Origin of the sequence: Salinigranum salinum, from assembly GCF_009176545.1 — an archaeon.
In the GTDB taxonomy this organism is placed as follows: domain Archaea; phylum Halobacteriota; class Halobacteria; order Halobacteriales; family Haloferacaceae; genus Salinigranum; species Salinigranum salinum.
This window is the reverse complement of sequence record NZ_VTOJ01000002.1, coordinates 666,296-683,251: the sequence shown is the minus strand read 5'-3', so window position 1 is coordinate 683,251 and position 16,956 is coordinate 666,296. Positions and strand designations below refer to the sequence as shown.

At 67.3% G+C, this 16,956-nt stretch carries 16 protein-coding genes; 8 read left to right on the top strand and 8 right to left on the bottom strand.

What is annotated here, in order from left to right:
• Nucleotides 1–17 precede the first annotated feature (17 nt).
• Together FZP69_RS15050 and FZP69_RS15045 are read right to left on the bottom strand one after the other, a co-directional pair.
• On the bottom strand, nucleotides 18–929 hold the full coding sequence (locus FZP69_RS15050; RefSeq protein ID WP_152042211.1) for an ABC transporter ATP-binding protein: 912 nt from the start codon (nucleotides 927–929) through the stop codon (nucleotides 18–20).
• A gap of 182 nt (nucleotides 930–1,111) precedes the next feature.
• Entirely contained in the window at nucleotides 1,112–3,823 is a 2,712-nt protein-coding gene (locus FZP69_RS15045; protein ID WP_152042210.1) for a DNA-directed DNA polymerase, read from the bottom strand.
• Nucleotides 3,824–3,982: 159 nt separating this feature from the next.
• On the opposite strand from FZP69_RS15045, the gene FZP69_RS22655 reads away from it, so the two are divergent.
• Entirely contained in the window at nucleotides 3,983–4,150 is a 168-nt protein-coding gene (locus FZP69_RS22655; RefSeq protein ID WP_192918695.1) for a DUF7331 family protein, read from the top strand.
• Between the two features lie 647 nt (nucleotides 4,151–4,797).
• A complete protein-coding gene (locus FZP69_RS15040; RefSeq protein ID WP_152042209.1) occupies nucleotides 4,798–5,220 on the top strand; it encodes a DUF7346 family protein in 423 nt (140 codons plus the stop codon).
• 48 nt (nucleotides 5,221–5,268) lie between these two features.
• On the opposite strand, the gene rad50 is transcribed toward FZP69_RS15040, so the two are convergent.
• The 4 genes from rad50 to FZP69_RS15020 form a co-directional block, all read right to left on the bottom strand.
• On the bottom strand, nucleotides 5,269–7,956 hold the full coding sequence (rad50, locus tag FZP69_RS15035; RefSeq protein WP_152042208.1) for a DNA double-strand break repair ATPase Rad50: 2,688 nt from the start codon (nucleotides 7,954–7,956) through the stop codon (nucleotides 5,269–5,271).
• Nucleotides 7,953–9,434, bottom strand: coding sequence for a DNA double-strand break repair protein Mre11 (gene mre11 / locus FZP69_RS15030; RefSeq protein WP_152042207.1), 1,482 nt, complete (start codon nucleotides 9,432–9,434; stop codon nucleotides 7,953–7,955). Before mre11 ends, rad50 begins: the two co-directional genes overlap by 4 nt.
• A gap of 162 nt (nucleotides 9,435–9,596) precedes the next feature.
• Nucleotides 9,597–9,911 (bottom strand): hypothetical protein, encoded by a 315-nt coding sequence (locus FZP69_RS22650; protein ID WP_192918598.1) that lies wholly within the window; start codon nucleotides 9,909–9,911, stop codon nucleotides 9,597–9,599.
• Nucleotides 9,912–10,029: 118 nt separating this feature from the next.
• Nucleotides 10,030–10,305: a winged helix-turn-helix domain-containing protein gene (locus FZP69_RS15020; protein ID WP_152042206.1), complete on the bottom strand. Its 276-nt coding sequence runs from the start codon at nucleotides 10,303–10,305 to the stop codon at nucleotides 10,030–10,032.
• 166 nt (nucleotides 10,306–10,471) lie between these two features.
• Here FZP69_RS15020 and pan1 point away from each other — a divergent pair, with 166 nt between their 5' ends.
• A complete protein-coding gene (pan1, locus tag FZP69_RS15015) occupies nucleotides 10,472–11,689 on the top strand; it encodes a proteasome-activating nucleotidase Pan1 (protein WP_152042205.1) in 1,218 nt (405 codons plus the stop codon).
• Nucleotides 11,690–11,833: 144 nt separating this feature from the next.
• On the opposite strand, the gene FZP69_RS22645 is transcribed toward pan1, so the two are convergent.
• A complete protein-coding gene (locus tag FZP69_RS22645; protein WP_192918597.1) occupies nucleotides 11,834–11,989 on the bottom strand; it encodes a hypothetical protein in 156 nt (51 codons plus the stop codon).
• 104 nt (nucleotides 11,990–12,093) lie between these two features.
• Between FZP69_RS22645 and nth the strand changes: the two genes are divergently transcribed.
• A complete protein-coding gene (nth, locus tag FZP69_RS15010) occupies nucleotides 12,094–12,780 on the top strand; it encodes an endonuclease III (RefSeq protein WP_152042204.1) in 687 nt (228 codons plus the stop codon).
• Between the two features lie 159 nt (nucleotides 12,781–12,939).
• Nucleotides 12,940–13,698 carry a YihY/virulence factor BrkB family protein gene (locus tag FZP69_RS15005; protein ID WP_152042203.1) on the top strand — a complete coding sequence of 253 codons (759 nt, stop codon included), beginning with the start codon at nucleotides 12,940–12,942 and terminating at the stop codon, nucleotides 13,696–13,698.
• 333 nt (nucleotides 13,699–14,031) lie between these two features.
• On the opposite strand, the gene FZP69_RS15000 is transcribed toward FZP69_RS15005, so the two are convergent.
• Complete coding sequence (locus FZP69_RS15000; protein ID WP_152042202.1) at nucleotides 14,032–14,526, bottom strand: DUF7321 family protein; 495 nt, start codon at nucleotides 14,524–14,526, stop codon at nucleotides 14,032–14,034.
• 348 nt (nucleotides 14,527–14,874) lie between these two features.
• Between FZP69_RS15000 and FZP69_RS14995 the strand changes: the two genes are divergently transcribed.
• The 3 genes from FZP69_RS14995 to FZP69_RS14985 all read left to right on the top strand — a co-directional run bounded on the left by FZP69_RS14995 (nucleotide 14,875) and on the right by FZP69_RS14985 (nucleotide 16,953).
• On the top strand, nucleotides 14,875–15,843 hold the full coding sequence (locus tag FZP69_RS14995) for a DUF7319 domain-containing protein (RefSeq protein ID WP_240137645.1): 969 nt from the start codon (nucleotides 14,875–14,877) through the stop codon (nucleotides 15,841–15,843).
• Nucleotides 15,844–15,916: 73 nt separating this feature from the next.
• Complete coding sequence (locus tag FZP69_RS14990) at nucleotides 15,917–16,567, top strand: halocyanin domain-containing protein (RefSeq protein WP_152042201.1); 651 nt, start codon at nucleotides 15,917–15,919, stop codon at nucleotides 16,565–16,567.
• On the top strand, nucleotides 16,567–16,953 hold the full coding sequence (locus tag FZP69_RS14985; RefSeq protein ID WP_152042200.1) for a DUF7318 family protein: 387 nt from the start codon (nucleotides 16,567–16,569) through the stop codon (nucleotides 16,951–16,953). Before FZP69_RS14990 ends, FZP69_RS14985 begins: the two co-directional genes overlap by 1 nt.
• The last annotated feature ends 3 nt before the right edge of the window (nucleotides 16,954–16,956 follow it).

The window sequence follows — 16,956 nt, the reverse complement described above, 5'->3', positions numbered from 1 at the left end:
TGTGTGACTACACACAGTTACGCCGCCTCGTACACTTCTTCGCGCACCCAGTCGTACCCCTCGTCCTCGAGCTGCTCGGCCAGCGAGGCGTCGCCGCTCTTGACGACCTTCCCGTCGAGCATGATGTGGACGTGGTCGGGTTCGACGTAGTCGAGGATGCGCTGGTAGTGGGTGATCTGGAGGATGCCCGTGCCCTGCTCGTCACGGAGCGCGTTGATCCCCTTCGAGACGTCCTGCAGTCGGTCGATGTCCAGCCCGGAGTCGATCTCGTCGAGGACGGCGATCGACGGCTCGAGGATGGCCGCCTGCAGCACCTCGTTCTGCTTCTTCTCGCCGCCGGAGAAGCCGGCGTTGAGGTAGCGCTGGGCGAACTTCTCGTCCATGTCGAGCAGCGCCATCTTCTCCTTGAGCAGCTGCTGGAACTCGGCGACGCCGATCTCGCCGTCGTCGGCCGGCCCCTCCATCGGCGAGGTGTCGTAGCCCGCCTCTTCCTCCTCCGCTTCGTCGGCCTCGTCGTCCTCGAACAGCTCCTCGCGCTCTTCGAGCTTGGCGTTGAGCGCCTGTCGGAGGAAGTTCGTCATCGTAACGCCCTCGATCTCTGCGGGGTACTGGAAGCCGAGGAAGATACCGAGCGCCGCACGCTCGTTCGGCTCCAGTTCGAGAAGGTCCCACGTCCGCATGTCGTCGGGGATCTCGAAGTCCGCACCGAACTCGTCCCCGTCGAGGTTGAGGAGGATCTCGCCCTCCGTCACCTCGTAGACCGGGTGACCGGCGATGATCTTCGCCAGCGTCGACTTCCCGGAGCCGTTCGGTCCCATCAGTGCGTGGATCTCGCCGGAGCTGACTTCCAGGTCGACGCCCCGGAGGATGACTTCGCCGTCCTCTTCGGCGACCTCGGCGTGGAGGTTCTTGATTTCGAGTGTGGCCATTGTTGGTGGTGTTCCTCTACCCCGAAGTGGGGGAGTTGGACCCATAATGCTTACGCATTTGCCATCCTGAGCTTTTCACTAACAGAATATATTTTCTGAAACGGGAAAGAGGGGGTTGCAACTCGACAATCGTCCGGGTTTCGGTCGCCCGAAGCCAGTTCGTGTCGCGAGGGGGCCGATCCTCAGGTGAACTGTCCGAAACTCGTCTGCTGTTGGCCGCTTTTCACCTCGTCCCACGACATCCCCAGCGCCTCGATGACGCGTGCGATGGGTCCCTTCAGCGTCTTGTCGAGCATCTTGTCCCAGTCGACCACGAACTCCTCGGGCACCTGGTCGGCGTACTCGAAGCAGATGACGTCGGGGTCGCGCTTGAACGCGATGTAGAGCGGGTCGTCGGTGATCGCGGGCCGCTCCGACTCGATCCGCTGCCAGAAGTCGGGGTGGACCTTCTCGAGGTAGAGGTGTTTGGGCTTGGAGCCGCGACCGAAGTTCGTCCCGAGCAGGAGGTTGGCGTACTTCGCCCCTCTCACGTGGGCCGTGTCGGTCTCGTACGCCGTGAGTCGCTTGCCGATCCCTCCGGGCACGCCCACGTCGTCGAGCGAGAGATCACCTTCGGAGAAGTCGGCGATGACGTCGGAGAGGTACGTCTTGATCTCCCCCGTCGACTCCCCGGTGACGATCATCTCGATGACCCGCTGCTGGATATCCTTCGTGATCGGCGCGATGTCGGAGCGTTTGTACTCGAAGCCCGTGATGTCGATGTCGTCGACGTCTTTGCCCTCCTTCCAGACGATGTGCCCGGCGTAGCGCTTCTTCCGACCGGCCTGGAAGAACCGCCGGTAGAGCTTCTCGAACTCGATCTGGAAGCGGTGCTCCTCGGCACCGAGTTCCTCCAGCGCGAAGTCGTCGTAGGCGGCGTTGATCTGCGCTTCGAGGTCGAAGGACTGCTCGATGGCCTCGGCTTTCGAGACGTCGGGCCCGAGTTCGAGCATGACTGAATCAGTGTCACCGTAAGCCACCTGGTAGTTCAGTCTGCTCGCTACTTCCTCGGTGAACTTGATGACCTCCCGTCCGGTGGCGGTGATGGCCGCTCCCATCTCCTTGTCGTAGAGGCGGAAGCGATCCCACCCCAGGACGCCGTACAGGGAGTTCATGATCACCTTCACCGCCGCCTGCTGGCGGTCGTACTGCTCGTACACCTCGGAGCCGGGCGAGTGCTCGTTGCGGAGCGACTTCTTCTGCTCGCGTTCGTCGAGCAGTTCGTCGACCATCTCCCGGATGATGCCGTCCGGTTCCCGTCTGAAGTGGGTCCCGTTGGGTGCGCGGTACGTCCCCCCGTCGTAGCTGTCGGGATCGACCTTCGTCTCGGGCGAGGCGTTGATCGTCACCATGCACATCGGGTACAGCGACTTCAGGTCCAGCACCGTGACGTTCTCCTTGACGCCGACGATGGGGTCGAACACCGCCCCACCCTCGTACTCCTCGCTGTCGACCGTGCCCTTGGAGGGGAGGGCGAACTCGCCGTGGACCTTGTGGAGCACGTAGATGTCGACCGTGTCGCCCGGCGTCGGGGCGTCCTCGAGTTTGCAGCCGACGAACGACCGCACCTCGTCCCAGAAGGCGACGACCGACTGTTTGCGGTCGATCTCGACGCAGAGTTCGACGTCGCGGAGGTTGTACTCCAGCAGCCGTTCCGGCTCCTGTTCCCAGAGGTCGCCGATGTCGCCGGAGTACCGCTCCTTGCCCGCGTCGAGTTCGAGTTCACCGACGGCGTCGAGCCGGTACGACTCGAGTTCCGTGAACTGCGTCCGCTTGTACGCGTACAGCAGGTCGAACACTACGCGACCCTTCACGTCGGGGCCGCCCCAGCCGCTGCGCCACACCTCGCCGACGCGGGAGAGCCGGTCGACGGCGAGGTCCTCGTCGCAGGTCGGGTTCAGTCGTTCGAGCCGATCCAGCATATACGGCGCGTCGAAGTCCTCGAAGTTCCACCCGGTGAGGACGTCGGGATCCGTCTCTTCGACGTAGGAGACGAACGCGTCGAGCATCGCGGCCTCGTCGGTGAACGAGCGGACCTCGACGTCGATCCCCTCGCGAAGCGGATCGTACCCCGACAGGGACTCCACGGATACACCGTTCCCCTCGGGGGCGACCGTGTGCCAGACGACGTACTCGTCGTCGTACGAGTCGTGGCTGGTGAGACAGACGATCGGCTCTTCGCCGTCCTCGGGGAAGCCGTTGCGGTCGTCGACCTCGATGTCGAACGTGTTCACCCGGAGGTCGGCGTCGACCTCCTGTGCCTCTACCTCCTCGTGTGGGACCTGGATCGCGCCCGATTCGAGTCGGCGTTCGGGGACGCGGATTCCGCTCCCGACGTCCTTGTCGATGAGCAGTCGGTTGGGGAAGAGGATGTCCGCCTCGTAATGTTCGAACTCGTCGCGGATCTGGCCGACGTCTCGTGGTGTGCGCGTGCAGATCTTCGTCAGCGGTTCACCCCGGATGCTCTCGAACCCCTCCTCGGTGCGAGTGATGACGTCGCGGTCGAGGAGGTCGTCCGAGAGCGTCTCCGTGGGCGCGTAGAAGTACGGCTCGAAGCCGAGCACGCGGACGTGCTCGGTCTCGTTGTCGGCCGTGCGGCCGAAGACGTGGACGACGGGGTACTCGTCACGGCCCTGGCCCTCGATGGTGTAGTCGACCTGCGTGACCATCAGGTCGACGACCCCGTCTGCGTCGGGGTATCCCGCCCGTGCGCCCTCGAGGCGCTCTGTGACCTGTGGTCCGCCGTTGCCGGCGACCGCCTCGGCGATCACTGACTCGTCGGGGCGGTCGCCGCCACCACCCTCGTCGACCGATTCGGCGGGCGTGGAGAAGTCGCCGAGTCCCGTCTGCGTCATGTTGACCACCTTTGCCGCTCCCGGCTAAAAACCCAGTCGGTCCCCGATGCGGACTGGGGGCGTCCGTGGTCGATCTCGCGGCGCGACACCGACCGATTCGGAGGACAAATTCCGTCACGAAAGAAAGACCTATGACATGGTACGCCATACCACGAGTACATGTCCGACCCGATTCGTGCCGACAGGCGGGATCACGCCGACGACCACGACCCAGCCGTCGCGGTCGAGACATACGAGATCGAGGACGGCGTCGTGTTCTTCGACGCAGAGAACCCGCTCGCGTGGGTCGAGACCAGCGCGGCGATCCGACTCAGGGACGCCGCGTAACTCGCCTCCGAGTTCGTCTCACGGCTTCTCCTACTGTTTCGGCTACCGCCTCTGGACGCGAGCGACCCGCTCGACCGACGGGCCGCAGTCGCCGGCTCGGACCGCGGGCCCGAGGCCGAACACGTTCTCTCCCACGTCGCCTCCACACAGTCGTATTCGATCCGTGGCCCGACGAACCCGCGGAACCCACTCTGTCGTCCCAGTGGGAGCCCCCGAGTGCGACCTCCCACGGCTCCCCGAGGTCGAGACGGCGGAAGCCGACGTCGATCCACACCTGTTCACGACGTTCTATACGAGCGTCGTCTTCGTCAACGTCGTCCGCTTCCACGCGAGCATCGGTGCGATGCTGTGTCCGCGGGCAGGCGTTCCTCGGCGGGGCGCTCGCCGTCGGCGTGCTCGCCGGCCTCCGGGCGTACGCGACCTCCCGGGCGTTTAAGACCGACGTACCCGAGGACGCCCCCGCCGTCTCCGCCGATGGGGGGCCGAGTCGACGGACGCGACATCCACGGACTCCGACGACTCACGGACCGAGACGACGGACGACCGTGTGCACGGAGCGGGCGGCGCGGATTCAGATGCGGATTCGGATTCGGCGACCGACCCCGGCCGGCGGAACGGCTAAACGTCGTGCCCGGCTCCCCTCGAGTATGCGAACGGTGCGCGACGCCGACGGGAGGCGCTACCTCCTCGTGAAGCGCTCGAGCGAGTCGAGTCTCGTCCGCGACCCCGAGACCGGGGACGAGGAGTACCTCCCGAACGACGACCTCTCCCCGGCGGAGGGTGTCTCGCCGCTCGAAGCCGCGGCCCTCGGCGTGCCAGAACCGGTCCGGCGCGTCCTGACGGCGGCGCACACCGAACGGGCGCTCGGCCTGCTCGTCGAGCTGTCGGACCGTGGCCCGCTCGCCGTCCGAGACCTCCTCGCCGCGTACGACCTCTGCGAATCCGATCTCCACGGGCTGCTCGCCGAGTTCCGCGCGGCGGGGCTCGTCCGCGAGCGCGAGGTGGCCGGCGAGCGCGGCTACGACGCGACGGAGACGACGCGCGAGGCAATTGCCGCGTTGCGCCCCTAGTGCGTCCGCGCCGCCCGCGGTGTGTGTTCCTACACGCCCCGGACGTCTCTAGTCCAGTCCTGCTCCCCCGCTGACGGCCGTGAGCGTCGGGTCGTCGACCCGTTCGACCGTCGAGCGGTTCGAGGTCGGATCCTTCTCGACCCTTACGAGGTCGTCCGCCGCGCCCACGAGTTCGTCGTCGTGGCTCACGATGACGATCTGTCTGACGCCGAGCGACCGCATCTCGTCGACGAGGTCCACCAGTCGGGAGACGTGTCCCGAGTCGAGGAACACCGTCGGTTCGTCGAGGATGAGCGGTGGCATGGGTGCAGCCCCGTCGATCCCCTCCGCGAGGAGCCGGTAGATGGCACACCGCAGCGAGAGGTTGAACAGCGCCCGCTCGCCCCCCGACAGCTGGTCGGGGGCGAGTTCTGTGCCGTCCTTCTGGAACACGGTGAGTTCGTACTCGCCGTCGAGCCGGATGTGCGAGTACGCGTCGTTGCCGTAGACGAGGTCGAACGTCTCGTTCAGCATCAGCTCCAGCGTCTCGACGTTCCGCTGACGGAGGTCGGCCCGGAGGTCGCCGTACATCGCCTCCAGCCGTTCGGTCTCGTCGTGGAGCGACTCCAGGGCGTCGACCTTCGACGCGAGGTCGTCGCGCCGTTCGCGCAGCGACTCGAGGTGGTCGATCTCGCCCTCGACGCTCCCGATGCGGCTCTGGAGGTCGTCGCGCCGCTCGTTCAGCTCCTCGAGCGTCTGGCCGACCTGTTCGAGATACGTCTCGGCCCGCTGCGCGTTCTCACGGGCCTCCGCGACCCGTTCCTCGTCGACTGCCTCGGCGAGTTCGCGGCGGCGGTCGCGCTTCTCCCGGAGCCTGTCGTTCCGTTCGTCGTTCAGGTCGGCAAGCCGCTCGCGTCGCTCCCGGAGGCGTTCGACGGTCGTCGTCGTCTCGGCGCGCTCGTCGAGCCGACGGTGCAACGCGGTCAGTCGCTCGACGCGTTCGTCCAGCGCGTCGGCCGCCTCGGCGGTCTCCGTCGCCTGCTCCCGGACGGTCTCTGCGCGCTCGCGCTGGGTCTCGGCGGCATCGCGCGTCTCGGCGGCCCGCTCGTCGAGCTCCGCCGCCTCCTCCCGGAGCCGGCTGGCGCGCTCGCGCGTCTCCTCGACGGTCGCCGCCCGGTCGTCGACCAGCTGCGAGAGCGTCGAGAGCCGGTCGTCGATCGTCTCGGCTCGCTCTTCGCGGTCGACCAGCGCCTCGGCGTCCTCGATCGCCGCCTCGCACTCCTCGCGTTCGGCGTCGACCGCTGCCAGCTCCGTCTCGAGCTCCGCGACCCGCTCGCGGTCGTCGGCCAGCCGCTCGACGTGCGGTGACCCCTCGACGGGCTGGCCGCACTCGGGACACTTTCCCTCCTCGCGGAGGCGCTCGGCTTCGTCGACCCGACGCCGCGCGGACTCGAGCGCCGCCGCGATCTCCTGTCGGCGCTTCCGGACGTCGGCGAGCCTCTCTCGAAGCTGTTCGACGCGTTCGGTCGCCGCGCCGAAGTCGACGGGTTCGTCCGCGAAGCTCGCCCGGAGTTCGTCGGCCTCCGCCTCGAGTTCCGCGACGCGTTCGCGGCGTTCGTCCAGCTCCTCGGCGGCCGTGTCGGCCTCCGCCTCGAGGCCGTCGGCGCGCTCACGCTTCTCCGTGGCGCGCGACGTCATGTCGTCGGCCTTCGACGCGAGGTTCTCTGCCTGCGTCTCCAGCGCCGTCGCCTCGGTCCGGTGCTCTGCGGCCTCCTCGCGGCGTTCGTCCGCGCGGGTCGACAGCGTCTCGACGCGGTCGTCGACGGCCTCCGGCGTGGCCTCGGCCAGCTCCGTCTCCGTCAGCCGGTCGTCGATCTCGTCGTCGAGCTCGTCGATCCGCTCGCGCTCCTCGCGGAGCCGCTCGCGGATCTCCTCGCGTTCGCGCTCGGTCTCGCGGACCGCCGTCTCGAGGTCGTCGATCTCGTCGTCGAGCGTCGCCAGCTCCTCGCGTCGGTCCTCGTGTTCGTCGAGGACGCTTCGCGCCGTGTCGAGCGTCTCGCGGGCGCGCTCGCGCTGACTCTCGTACCGTTCGACCTGTTCGTCGACCTCGCGCCGCTGGCTCCGGAGGGCGTTCAGCGTCCCGTGGAGGTCGCGCTCCTCGTACGCTTCGATCTCTCCATCCAGCTGGTCGAGTGCGCCCCGTTTCTCGCTCCTGACGTCCTCGACGCCGAGTCGCGCCTGTCCCGCACGCTCGCGGTACTCCTCCAGCGTCCCGAGCTGGAGGAGGTCGTCGAGCATCGTCTGCCGCTGCTTCGGGGTGGCGTTGATGAGCTTGTTCACCTCTCCCTGACGGACGTACGCGCAGTTGACGAACGCCTCGGCGTCCATCCGCAGCATACCGGCGATCCGGTCGCGCACGTCGCGCGCGCCATCGTAGGTCGCGTCGGGTCCCTCGAGCGTGCAGTCGGCCGTCTGGATCCGCTCGCCCGACCGTCGGAGCCGGCGATGGAGGTGGTAGCTCGTCCCGTCGTGGGTGAACCACAGGTCGACCTCCGCCTCGTCCTCGCCCGTCGTGACGAGGTCGTCGAGTGTCTCGTCGAGCGCCCGGGCGCCGTACAGCGCGAAGAAGCAGGCGTCGAGGAGCGACGACTTCCCGCTCCCGTTCAGCCCGTGGATGACGGTCACGCCGTCGTCGAGCGAGAGGTCGGCGTCCGCGTACGGTTTGAAGTTCCTCAGACGGATCCGGTCGAACCTCACAGGAAGTCCTCCATCGACACCTGTCCGTCGTCCCCGTCGTCTCCCGCGCCGGAGCGACTCGTGTCGGGCTCGGTCTCGTCCGTCGGGCTGCCAGTCGTCTCGGTCGTCCCGGCCGCGTCGTCGGCGTCGCCGACCCGTTCTCCGTCGACAGCGGTCGCGTCTCCGTCACTTGCGGTCGCGTCCCCATCCCCCACCGCGTCGGCCGAACCGTCGCCGGCAGGCGTTCTATCGATCCCTCTACCCGTGTCGGCGTCCGTGTTCGACTCGGCATTCGCTTCCGCCTCGCGCTCCGCGTCCGCGCTCACGGCGTCGTCGTCACCGTCGGCGCGAGGCGTCGTCTCGTCCTCGACGACGGCTCCGTCGCTGTCCGCGGGCTCGAACCCCGAGACGTCGTCGAGCCGTTCCTCAACCCGGCGTTTCACCGTCTCGCGTACGTTCGCGTCGGCGACGTCGCCCCGGACCGCGTCGTCGACGTCGAGCGCCGCGGGCGAGAGGCCGAGTTCGGTCACCCGCTCGCGGACCGCCGCGTCGGGGTCCGCGAACTCCACGACAGAGCCGGTGTCGCCCGCGCGTTCGAACTCGCGACGGTCGGTGACGCGAGCGACGAGCGCCCCCTCGTCGAGCGCGAGCTGTTCGACGGCCGCGGGGGTGACGGGATCGCCGTCGCCGGTGATCTCGATGACGACGACGGCCCCGTCCAGCTGGTGCTGACGGACCTGTTCGCGGACGCGCTCTTCGCCCTCGTCCTCGGCGAGATCGACCGGGACGAACCGGAACGGCCGCGTCTCGACGGCCCGCCGTCGGATGTCGACGCTCTCGTCGAACGTGACGAGGTTGTAGCCGCGCCCGTCGCGCTCGGCCGCGGAGACGCGCTCGGTGGACCCGCAGTACGTGACGGGCGTCCCGTCGACGCGCTCCGTCCCCGGCGCGTGGTTGTCGCCGAGAAGTACCGCGTCGAAGTCGACGGTCGCCTCTTCCAGCACGGTTTCAGTCTCCCAGTCGGCGTGAGCGAAGGGAGTGAAGAGGCCGTGGGCCACGAGCGCCGCGAACGCGGCGTCGTGTGGCTCGAACACGTAGTCGAGGTCGGCGCGCTTCGAGGCGGGGACGTGGTCGAGGCCGTAGAAGGCGACGTCGCCGACGACGACGGGTGAGGAGCCCAGCCGCGTGGCGAGGCCCAGCCGCTCGAAGAGGTCGAGCCACTGCCCGCCGCGCGTCGACTCGTGGTTGCCCACGACCGCGAGGAACGGGACGTCGGCGTCCGCGAGCCGTCGGAGCGCCGAGAGCGTCCCGAGGAGGTCCGGCAGGGCCGGTCGACGGTCGTGAAAGAGGTCACCCGCGTGAACGACCGCGTCGACGTCGTCGGAGACGGCGTCGTCGACGACCCGCTCGAACGCGTCGAGGAAGTCCTGTCGCCGCGTCGGCGAGTGGTACTGCTGGTAGCCGAGGTGGGTGTCGCCTGTGTGGATGACCCGGGTCATCTGTCACCTCGTTTCATCTGTCTCCCGGTTTGCCACCACCCGGTAAAACGGTTCCGCGACCGGGGCGGAAGTGAAGCGTGGTCCTGTTTCGATCCGCAGTCGTGGGTCCGTGGTCGCTCCTCGGTCCGTGTTCGTGGGACCGTCTCTCATCGTCGCAGTCTCTCATCGTCGCGGTCTTCCGGCGGCGTCACGGGTGGCGGCGTCTCCGTCGAGCGCCGCCCGGAACGCACAGAGCCCCGCGAGCGCCTCACGCCCCCGTCGGACCGTCGCGTCGTCGCCGTCGCGGGCGGCCCCGGCGACCGCGCGGGCCAGCCGTCCCACGCCACCGGCGTCGACGAGTCGAGTGGCGGTCTCGACGCTCTCCAGGGCGTCGGTCGCGTCGTCGACGACCCGTGCTGGTGGGTCGTCGCCGGGCGCACCGCTGGCGAGTGCCCGGAGTGTACGCTTCGTCGCTCCTGTCGGCGTCGTCCCGTCCACGGGAGTGGTGGCCGCGGCCCGGTATTTGAACCCGAGGGTGGGCGACCAGTGGCGCGGTCCGGTGGCTCGCCGGCCGACTCTCGGGACGGACGCGGACGAACGCGGACGAACGCCGCGCTCAGATCGTCAGCCGGTAGAGCCGCTTGCGGGCGTCGGAGAAGGAGAAGCGCGAGGTGACGACGCCCGCCTCCTCGAGCCGCGTCAGGGCGTACCGGACGGTCCGCGCGGGCAGGAGCGTCTCCTCCGCTATCTGCGACTGCGTGAGCGTCTCCTCGTAGTCGAGGACCTTCGCGACCAGTTTCGCACTGGGTGGGAGGTCTCGGACCTGTTCCCAGCGGTCTGCCCCGGATCCCGAACTCGACTCCGCCTTCGCAAGTCCCTCGGACGTGCTCATACGTGGGGTAGCGTGATACAGCGGGATAATATTTTCTAATTCGGTGTATTATCGAAGGTAATTACACGCTGCGGACGTACGGCCGAACCGACTCCCTGAGAGTCTGTCTTCGGTCGGGAATACACCGACCCGAAGCCTCTTATGAGCTTGTGCCCTACGACGGACGATGACCGACACGGTCGACGACGTCGACCTTCCGTACGACGAGGAGGTCGCGTCGCAGCAGGAGATGATCGAGGCGCTGGAAGAGCGCCTCGAGGTGCTCGAACGGCAGAACGAGGAGATGCGCGACAAACTCCTCGACGCGAACGCGGAGAACAACAAGTACCAGCAGAAGCTCGAGCGGCTCACGCACGAGAACAAGAAGCTCAAGCAGTCGCCGCTGTTCGTCGCCACGGTGCAGGAGATCAACGACGACGGCGTCGTGATCAAACAGCACGGGAACAACCAGGAGGCGCTGACGGAGGTCACAGAGGAGATGCGCGAGGAGCTCGAACCCGACGCCCGCGTCGCGGTCAACAACTCCCTGTCGATCGTGAAACGGCTCGACAACGAGACCGACGTGCGCGCTCGCGTGATGCAGGTCGAACACAGCCCGGACGTCACCTACGAGGACATCGGGGGGCTCGACGCCCAGCTCAACGAGGTGCGCGAGACGGTGGAGATGCCGCTGGAACGCCCCGAGATGTTCAGAGAAGTCGGCATCGACCCGCCGTCGGGCGTCCTGCTGTACGGGCCCCCCGGGACCGGCAAGACGATGCTCGCGAAGGCCGTCGCGAACCAGACCGACGCCACCTTCATCAAGATGGCCGGCTCCGAACTGGTCCACAAGTTCATCGGCGAGGGGGCCAAACTGGTGCGCGACCTCTTCGAGGTCGCCCGCGAGAACGAACCCGCCGTGCTGTTCATCGACGAGATCGACGCCATCGCCTCGAAGCGCACGGACTCGAAGACGTCGGGCGACGCCGAGGTCCAGCGGACGATGATGCAGCTGTTGTCGGAGATGGACGGCTTCGACGAGCGCGGTGAGATCAGGATCATCGCTGCGACCAACCGCTTCGACATGCTCGACTCCGCGATCCTGCGCCCGGGCCGGTTCGACCGCCTCATCGAGGTGCCCAAACCCGACGTTGAGGGGCGTGAGATCATCTTCAAGATCCACACCCGCAACATGAACGTCTCCGACGACGTCGACTTCGCCCACCTCGCCGAACTCGCCGAGGACGCCTCGGGTGCCGACATCAAGGCCGTCTGCACCGAGGCCGGGATGTTCGCCATCCGCGACGACCGCACCGAGATCTTCATGGAGGACCTCGTCGGTGCCTGGGAGAAGGTGCAGGCCGAAGCCGACGAGGACGGCGACGTCTCCCGCGCGTTCGCCTAGAGCGACACGGACGACTTTTCCACCGATGGCTCGCGTTCCGAGAGTCGTCGAGATCCGAGCGTCACTCCCGTTCGAGTCCCGGCTCTCGAGTATCGTCCCCGACGGCGTCTCCTCGTGGACGCCCGGACGTCGGCTCGAACCGACCTACAGTGCCAGAAACACGAGAAACGGCACGACGAACAGCGCGACGAACATGGCGACGAGGACGATTCCGTAGCCCACCCCGGCACCGACGAGCGTCCGCCAGGCGTCGTGGTCGAACTGTGCGAGCCCTCTCGCGTCGGCGTCGGCGTCGGTCATGTGGTCGACAGTCGCACGCCCGCGAGAAAACGTTACCCCCCACTGATCGCCGTCGGCGGTTCTCGAACCACACCACTCATGTCGCTACCACCGAACGTCGGCGTATGGGCACCCCACGCGACTCGCGCGAGGAGCAGGTCGACGCCGTCCTCGACCGACTGTACGAGGAGTACCCCGACTCGACCATCTCGCTGGACTTCTCGAACCGGCTCGAACTGCTCGTCGCGGTCGTCCTCTCGGCGCAGTGTACCGACGAACGAGTCAATCAGGTCACGAGCGAGTTGTTCGAGAAGTACCGCACTCCCGAGGACTACGCGGCCGCCGCCGAGGAACAGCTCGCGGAGGACATCTACGGCATCACGTTTCACAACAACAAGGCGGGCTACCTGCAGTCGATCGGCGAGACGCTCGTACGAGAACACGACGGCGAGGTACCCGACACGATGACCGAGCTGACCGAGCTGTCCGGTGTTGGCCGAAAGACCGCGAACGTCGTCCTCCAGCACGGCCACGACGTGGTCGAGGGGATCGTCGTCGACACCCACGTCCGGCGGCTCTCGCGCCGGCTCGGACTCACCGAGGAGGAGCGCCCGGAGACGATCGAGCAGGACCTCATGACCGTGGTCCCCGAGGGAGACTGGCAGCAGTTCACCCACCTGCTCATCAGCCACGGCCGCGCGGTCTGCGACGCCCGCAACCCGTCGTGTGAGGAGTGTACGCTCGAAGACCTCTGTCCGTCGTCGAAGCTCGACAACGGGGTCGACCTGGCCAGCGGCGAGCTGTGGGGGTGAGCGGTCCACCGTTCGCGCGATCGGGTGAGGGACAGAAGTAGGAGCGGCGAGCACACCGAGGGTCGGTTTCAACGGCTGGCAGACGAAAGCAGGTCGCTATTCACTCGTCGCAACCGATAGCGAGTCCGTGAGATCGAAAGAACATGAGCTCAAAAGATCATGTCCGCACTAGCAACTGGGAGGGGCATCGTCGAGACCGCCCGGGAGAAGGACGTGACGTTCATGGCGGCGAGTATCGCTTACTACGCCGTCGCCTCGTTCGTTCCGCTGCTCCTGCTCGCGCTCGCCCTCGTTTCGCTGGTCGGTGTCAGGGAGACGCTGATAGCGGTCCTCCAATCGGTCCTCTCGACGAGCGGCTCGGACGTGTTGAACGGCATCCTCTCGAATATGAGTGGTCACGGCGTCGCGGGGGTCGTCGGTACCTTCCTCGCGCTGTGGAGTGGAAGTAAAGTATTCCGCGGACTGACGGTTGCCTTCGACGAAATCTACTCCCGTCAGTCGGACCTCTCGTTGTCGGACCAGCTGAAAAAGAGCGTGCTCGCCCTCGCCACGCTGTTCCTCGGGTTCGTGGCACTGTGCGCGCTGGGTGTGGCGCTCACGTTCGTCGACGTTCCCGTCCAATATCCGACCCTGGTCGGAAACCTCGCCGCCGTCGTCGTCCTCTGCCTGGCGTTCCTGCCGATCTTCTACATCATGCCACCGGTGGACGTCACGACTCGACACGCGTTCCCGGGCGCCGCCGTGGCCGCGGTCGGCTGGGTCCTCCTCCAGGTCGGCTTCTACTACTACGCGGGCAGTGCCGGCAGGTACGCCGCGTACGGCATCCTCGGGGCCTTCCTCCTGTTCATCACGTTTCTCTACGTCGCGGCGATCGTGCTTCTCGTCGGGGTCGTGGTGAACGCGGCCCTGGATCTGTAACGAGGGCACCTGCCGGGGACTCGCGGGGTCTCCCCCTCATACGAGCGCTCCTCACCGACCAGTCACGGCGAACGGGACCGCGGCGGTTCGATGGGTTCGATGGCTCGGTGGTTCCGACGCGGCTGCGGGACCGAGCGACCCGTGGTGTCGCTCGGTACAGGAACGGACGACACGGCGACTCACACGATCCGAGACGGGATACGACTCGCCAGTGTCGACCCGGCGTGATCTCCGGGTGACTGCGCTCCGGACGATGCGACACGCATCCCTCGTAGTCGACGTCCGGGCCGTCTCGCTTCGAGAGGTCGACGGACGCCGTGGCTCGGGGCCCCGCTACCCGAGCCCCGACCCGAGCATGTAGCCGGTGACGTACCGGTAGATGCCGAGGAGCCACGCGCCGAACCAGAAGAGCACGTAGCCGAACACCCCGATCCGCAGGCGACCGCGCCACGCACCCATGTTCTCGTGGAGGTCGTCGAGATCGACGTCCTGATCGGGATCCTGGTAGAGGTTCGCCCGGTGTTTGGCCTGGAAGATCCGGACGATGCCGGTCAGCGCGAAGACGAGCATCGCGTACGCCTGCAGGCCGAGGATGGCGTGGAGCGCCGACAGACCGCTCAGCTGGTTCAGGAGCCGCGGCATCATCCACGTCACGACGGGAATCGTGTTGAGGACGAGTCCGGGGACGATGAACTTCAGATGGTGGATCAGCACCTCCCAGGTGACGGTCTCGGCGTCGATCATGATCCACGCGCCGTACAGGTAGAAGGGCAGACTCGACGTGACGAGGAGGGCTGCGATCGTGGCGTACGTCGACTCGCTTGCCATCGGCCGGGCTAAGGGGGGTGGGGGTGTAAAGGGAACGACTCGCGCCAACCGTCGTCGCGGCTTCCGGCGTCCGACGTGCGGGACCCCGTGCGGACGAGGTCCATACCACGTTCACCGCAGGACCGGTCGGTGTGTGGACCGATTCGATCACATCGACGGCTACCGAGCAGTAGCCGGTGCGCAGACTCTTCCTCCCCGGCCGACTGCTCGCGCACGACGACTCCAATCACTCTTTCCGTACGCACGGGACCGACGCGCCGGTCTCTCCACTCCTTCGCCAGCACGGACGTGTCGACGGGACTGTCGCGGAGCGAACCGCTTAACGGTCCTCCGAACTAACTCTACCCGATGACCGACGCCTCGGACGAGCAGGTGGGTGAGAAGCCACCCGGCACGGCTGAGTCGGACCGCGTGGAGGTCGACGATCCACCGACTCCCGACACGGACGCCGCGACCGACCCCGACTCCGAGGGCGACCGGGACCGGGATCTCGAGGCCCTCCGACGCGAGGTCGAGGAGAAGTACGACTTCGACAACTTCGGGCCGGCGGACATGGCGGAGATGACCCGCGAGGAGTGGGAAGCAGTGTTCGATCCCGAGTCGTGGATCGTCGGCCCAGAACTCCTCGACAGAGTCGAGAAGGACCTCCTCAACCGGATCGCCGCCCGGGACGTCTTCGCCGTCATCGAGCGCTACACCAGCGAGGGCGAGCCGCGGCTGGTCGCGTACTCCGACGAGGGGTACGCCATCGTCTACCCCGACGGCAGCGTCGAGGGCGAGGGGACTGTCCTCCGCGACGTCACTCCCACCGTCGCGCTCTGTTCGATGGACGACTACGAGGTGACGGAGCCGCCGGCGAACGTCGGCCTCCCTTCCCCCGACGAGGTCCCCGAAGGGAGCGGCGAGTTCGGTAACCTGATGCTCCAGGTCGTGGCGTTCGTCCAGATGCTGGGCGGGCTGGGGCTGTTGGGCGCGTGGCTCTTCGCCGGCGTCGACACCATCGTCGCGCCCGTCGCGGCGCTGTTCTTCCTGCTCATCGGCTTCTTCCTCTTCTTCGTGGTCGCGAACGCCCGGCTCTCGGACCGCTTTCGTTCCGAGGAGTACCGCCAGCGTCTCCGCGCCGTGGGAGTCGAAGACGGGGCACGCCCCGACTTCCTCCCCCCGCTCGACGAGGACTCCACCGACGAGCGGGCGCTCGCGGCGGGCACCGGTGGCGCGGATGAACAGGGTGGTGACGGGCCTCGTGACGCGGGCGTCGAGGGGGTCGGCGACACGGGCGAGGACGGCCCTGGCGAGCGGGGCGCACAGGGCGTCTGAGCGGGGGTCCGCGACCACCCTGGAAGGGTGGAGTCGGTGGGTTTAAGCGCGTTCCATCCTGAGGCAGACCTGTATGAACAGGCGGGATTTTCTCCGGACGGCCGGAGGTGCGTCCGTCGCTGCGGCAGCCGCTACGGGCAGCGCCGCCGCTCAGGAGGAAGGCGGTGGCGGTGGGAACGTTCAGCCCGACTGGGGTGGCTACCTCGACGGCATCGACGGCGGCTATCAGGACTTGCGTGGACAGAGCGAGGTGACCGTCGACGTCGGCGCGGACGGCAACGGCGGTGCGCTCGCGTTCGCCCCGGCGGGCATCTGGGTCGACCCCGGCACCACCGTCGTCTGGGAGTGGACCGGCGAGGGTGGCGGTCACAACGTGATCGCCGAAGAGGGTCCGGCCTCGCTCGACAGCGGCGCACCGGTCGCCGAGGCAGGGACCACCTTCGAGCACACCTTCAGCGAGGACGAAGCGGGCATCACGAAGTACTACTGCTCGCCCCACCAGGCGCTCGGGATGCTCGGCGCGGTCGCCGTCGGCGGCGACGTCCCGACGGTGTCGACGGGCGGCGGTGGAGAGAAGGAACTCGAGGAGCTCGGCGTCCCGATCCAGGCCCACTGGGTCGGCGCGGCGACCATCCTCGGCATCATCGTCACCATCATCTACACGTTCTACATCCTGAAGTACGGCGAGTCGCCGAACACGGGCAACACGGGAGGTGGTGAGTGATGTCGTCGTCCGGCAGCACGTACGGCGACATCCACCGCTACGAATCGGCGAGAGAGTCGACCGCCGCCGCCATCGGCATCGTCCTCCTGACGGTGATCGAGGTGGTGTTCGTCTTCCTCTTCACCTTCGGCCTGGTCTCCGGGTGGGGTCTGACCGACACGGGGAACATGTTCCTCGGCGGCGTCCTCGCGGTGATCTTCGTCGACCTGGCGTTCATCCTCGCGCTCTACCGCAAGGAGTTCCTCCCCGACGTGATGATCGTCAAGAAGCGTCGGCGCAAGTGGGAGGACCTCTACATCCGCGAGGAGGACGTCGACGGCGAGCGCCTCGGTGACGGCGCCTGGGACACGGTGAAGCGCGCGATCTACCCCTACTACAAGCGATAACAT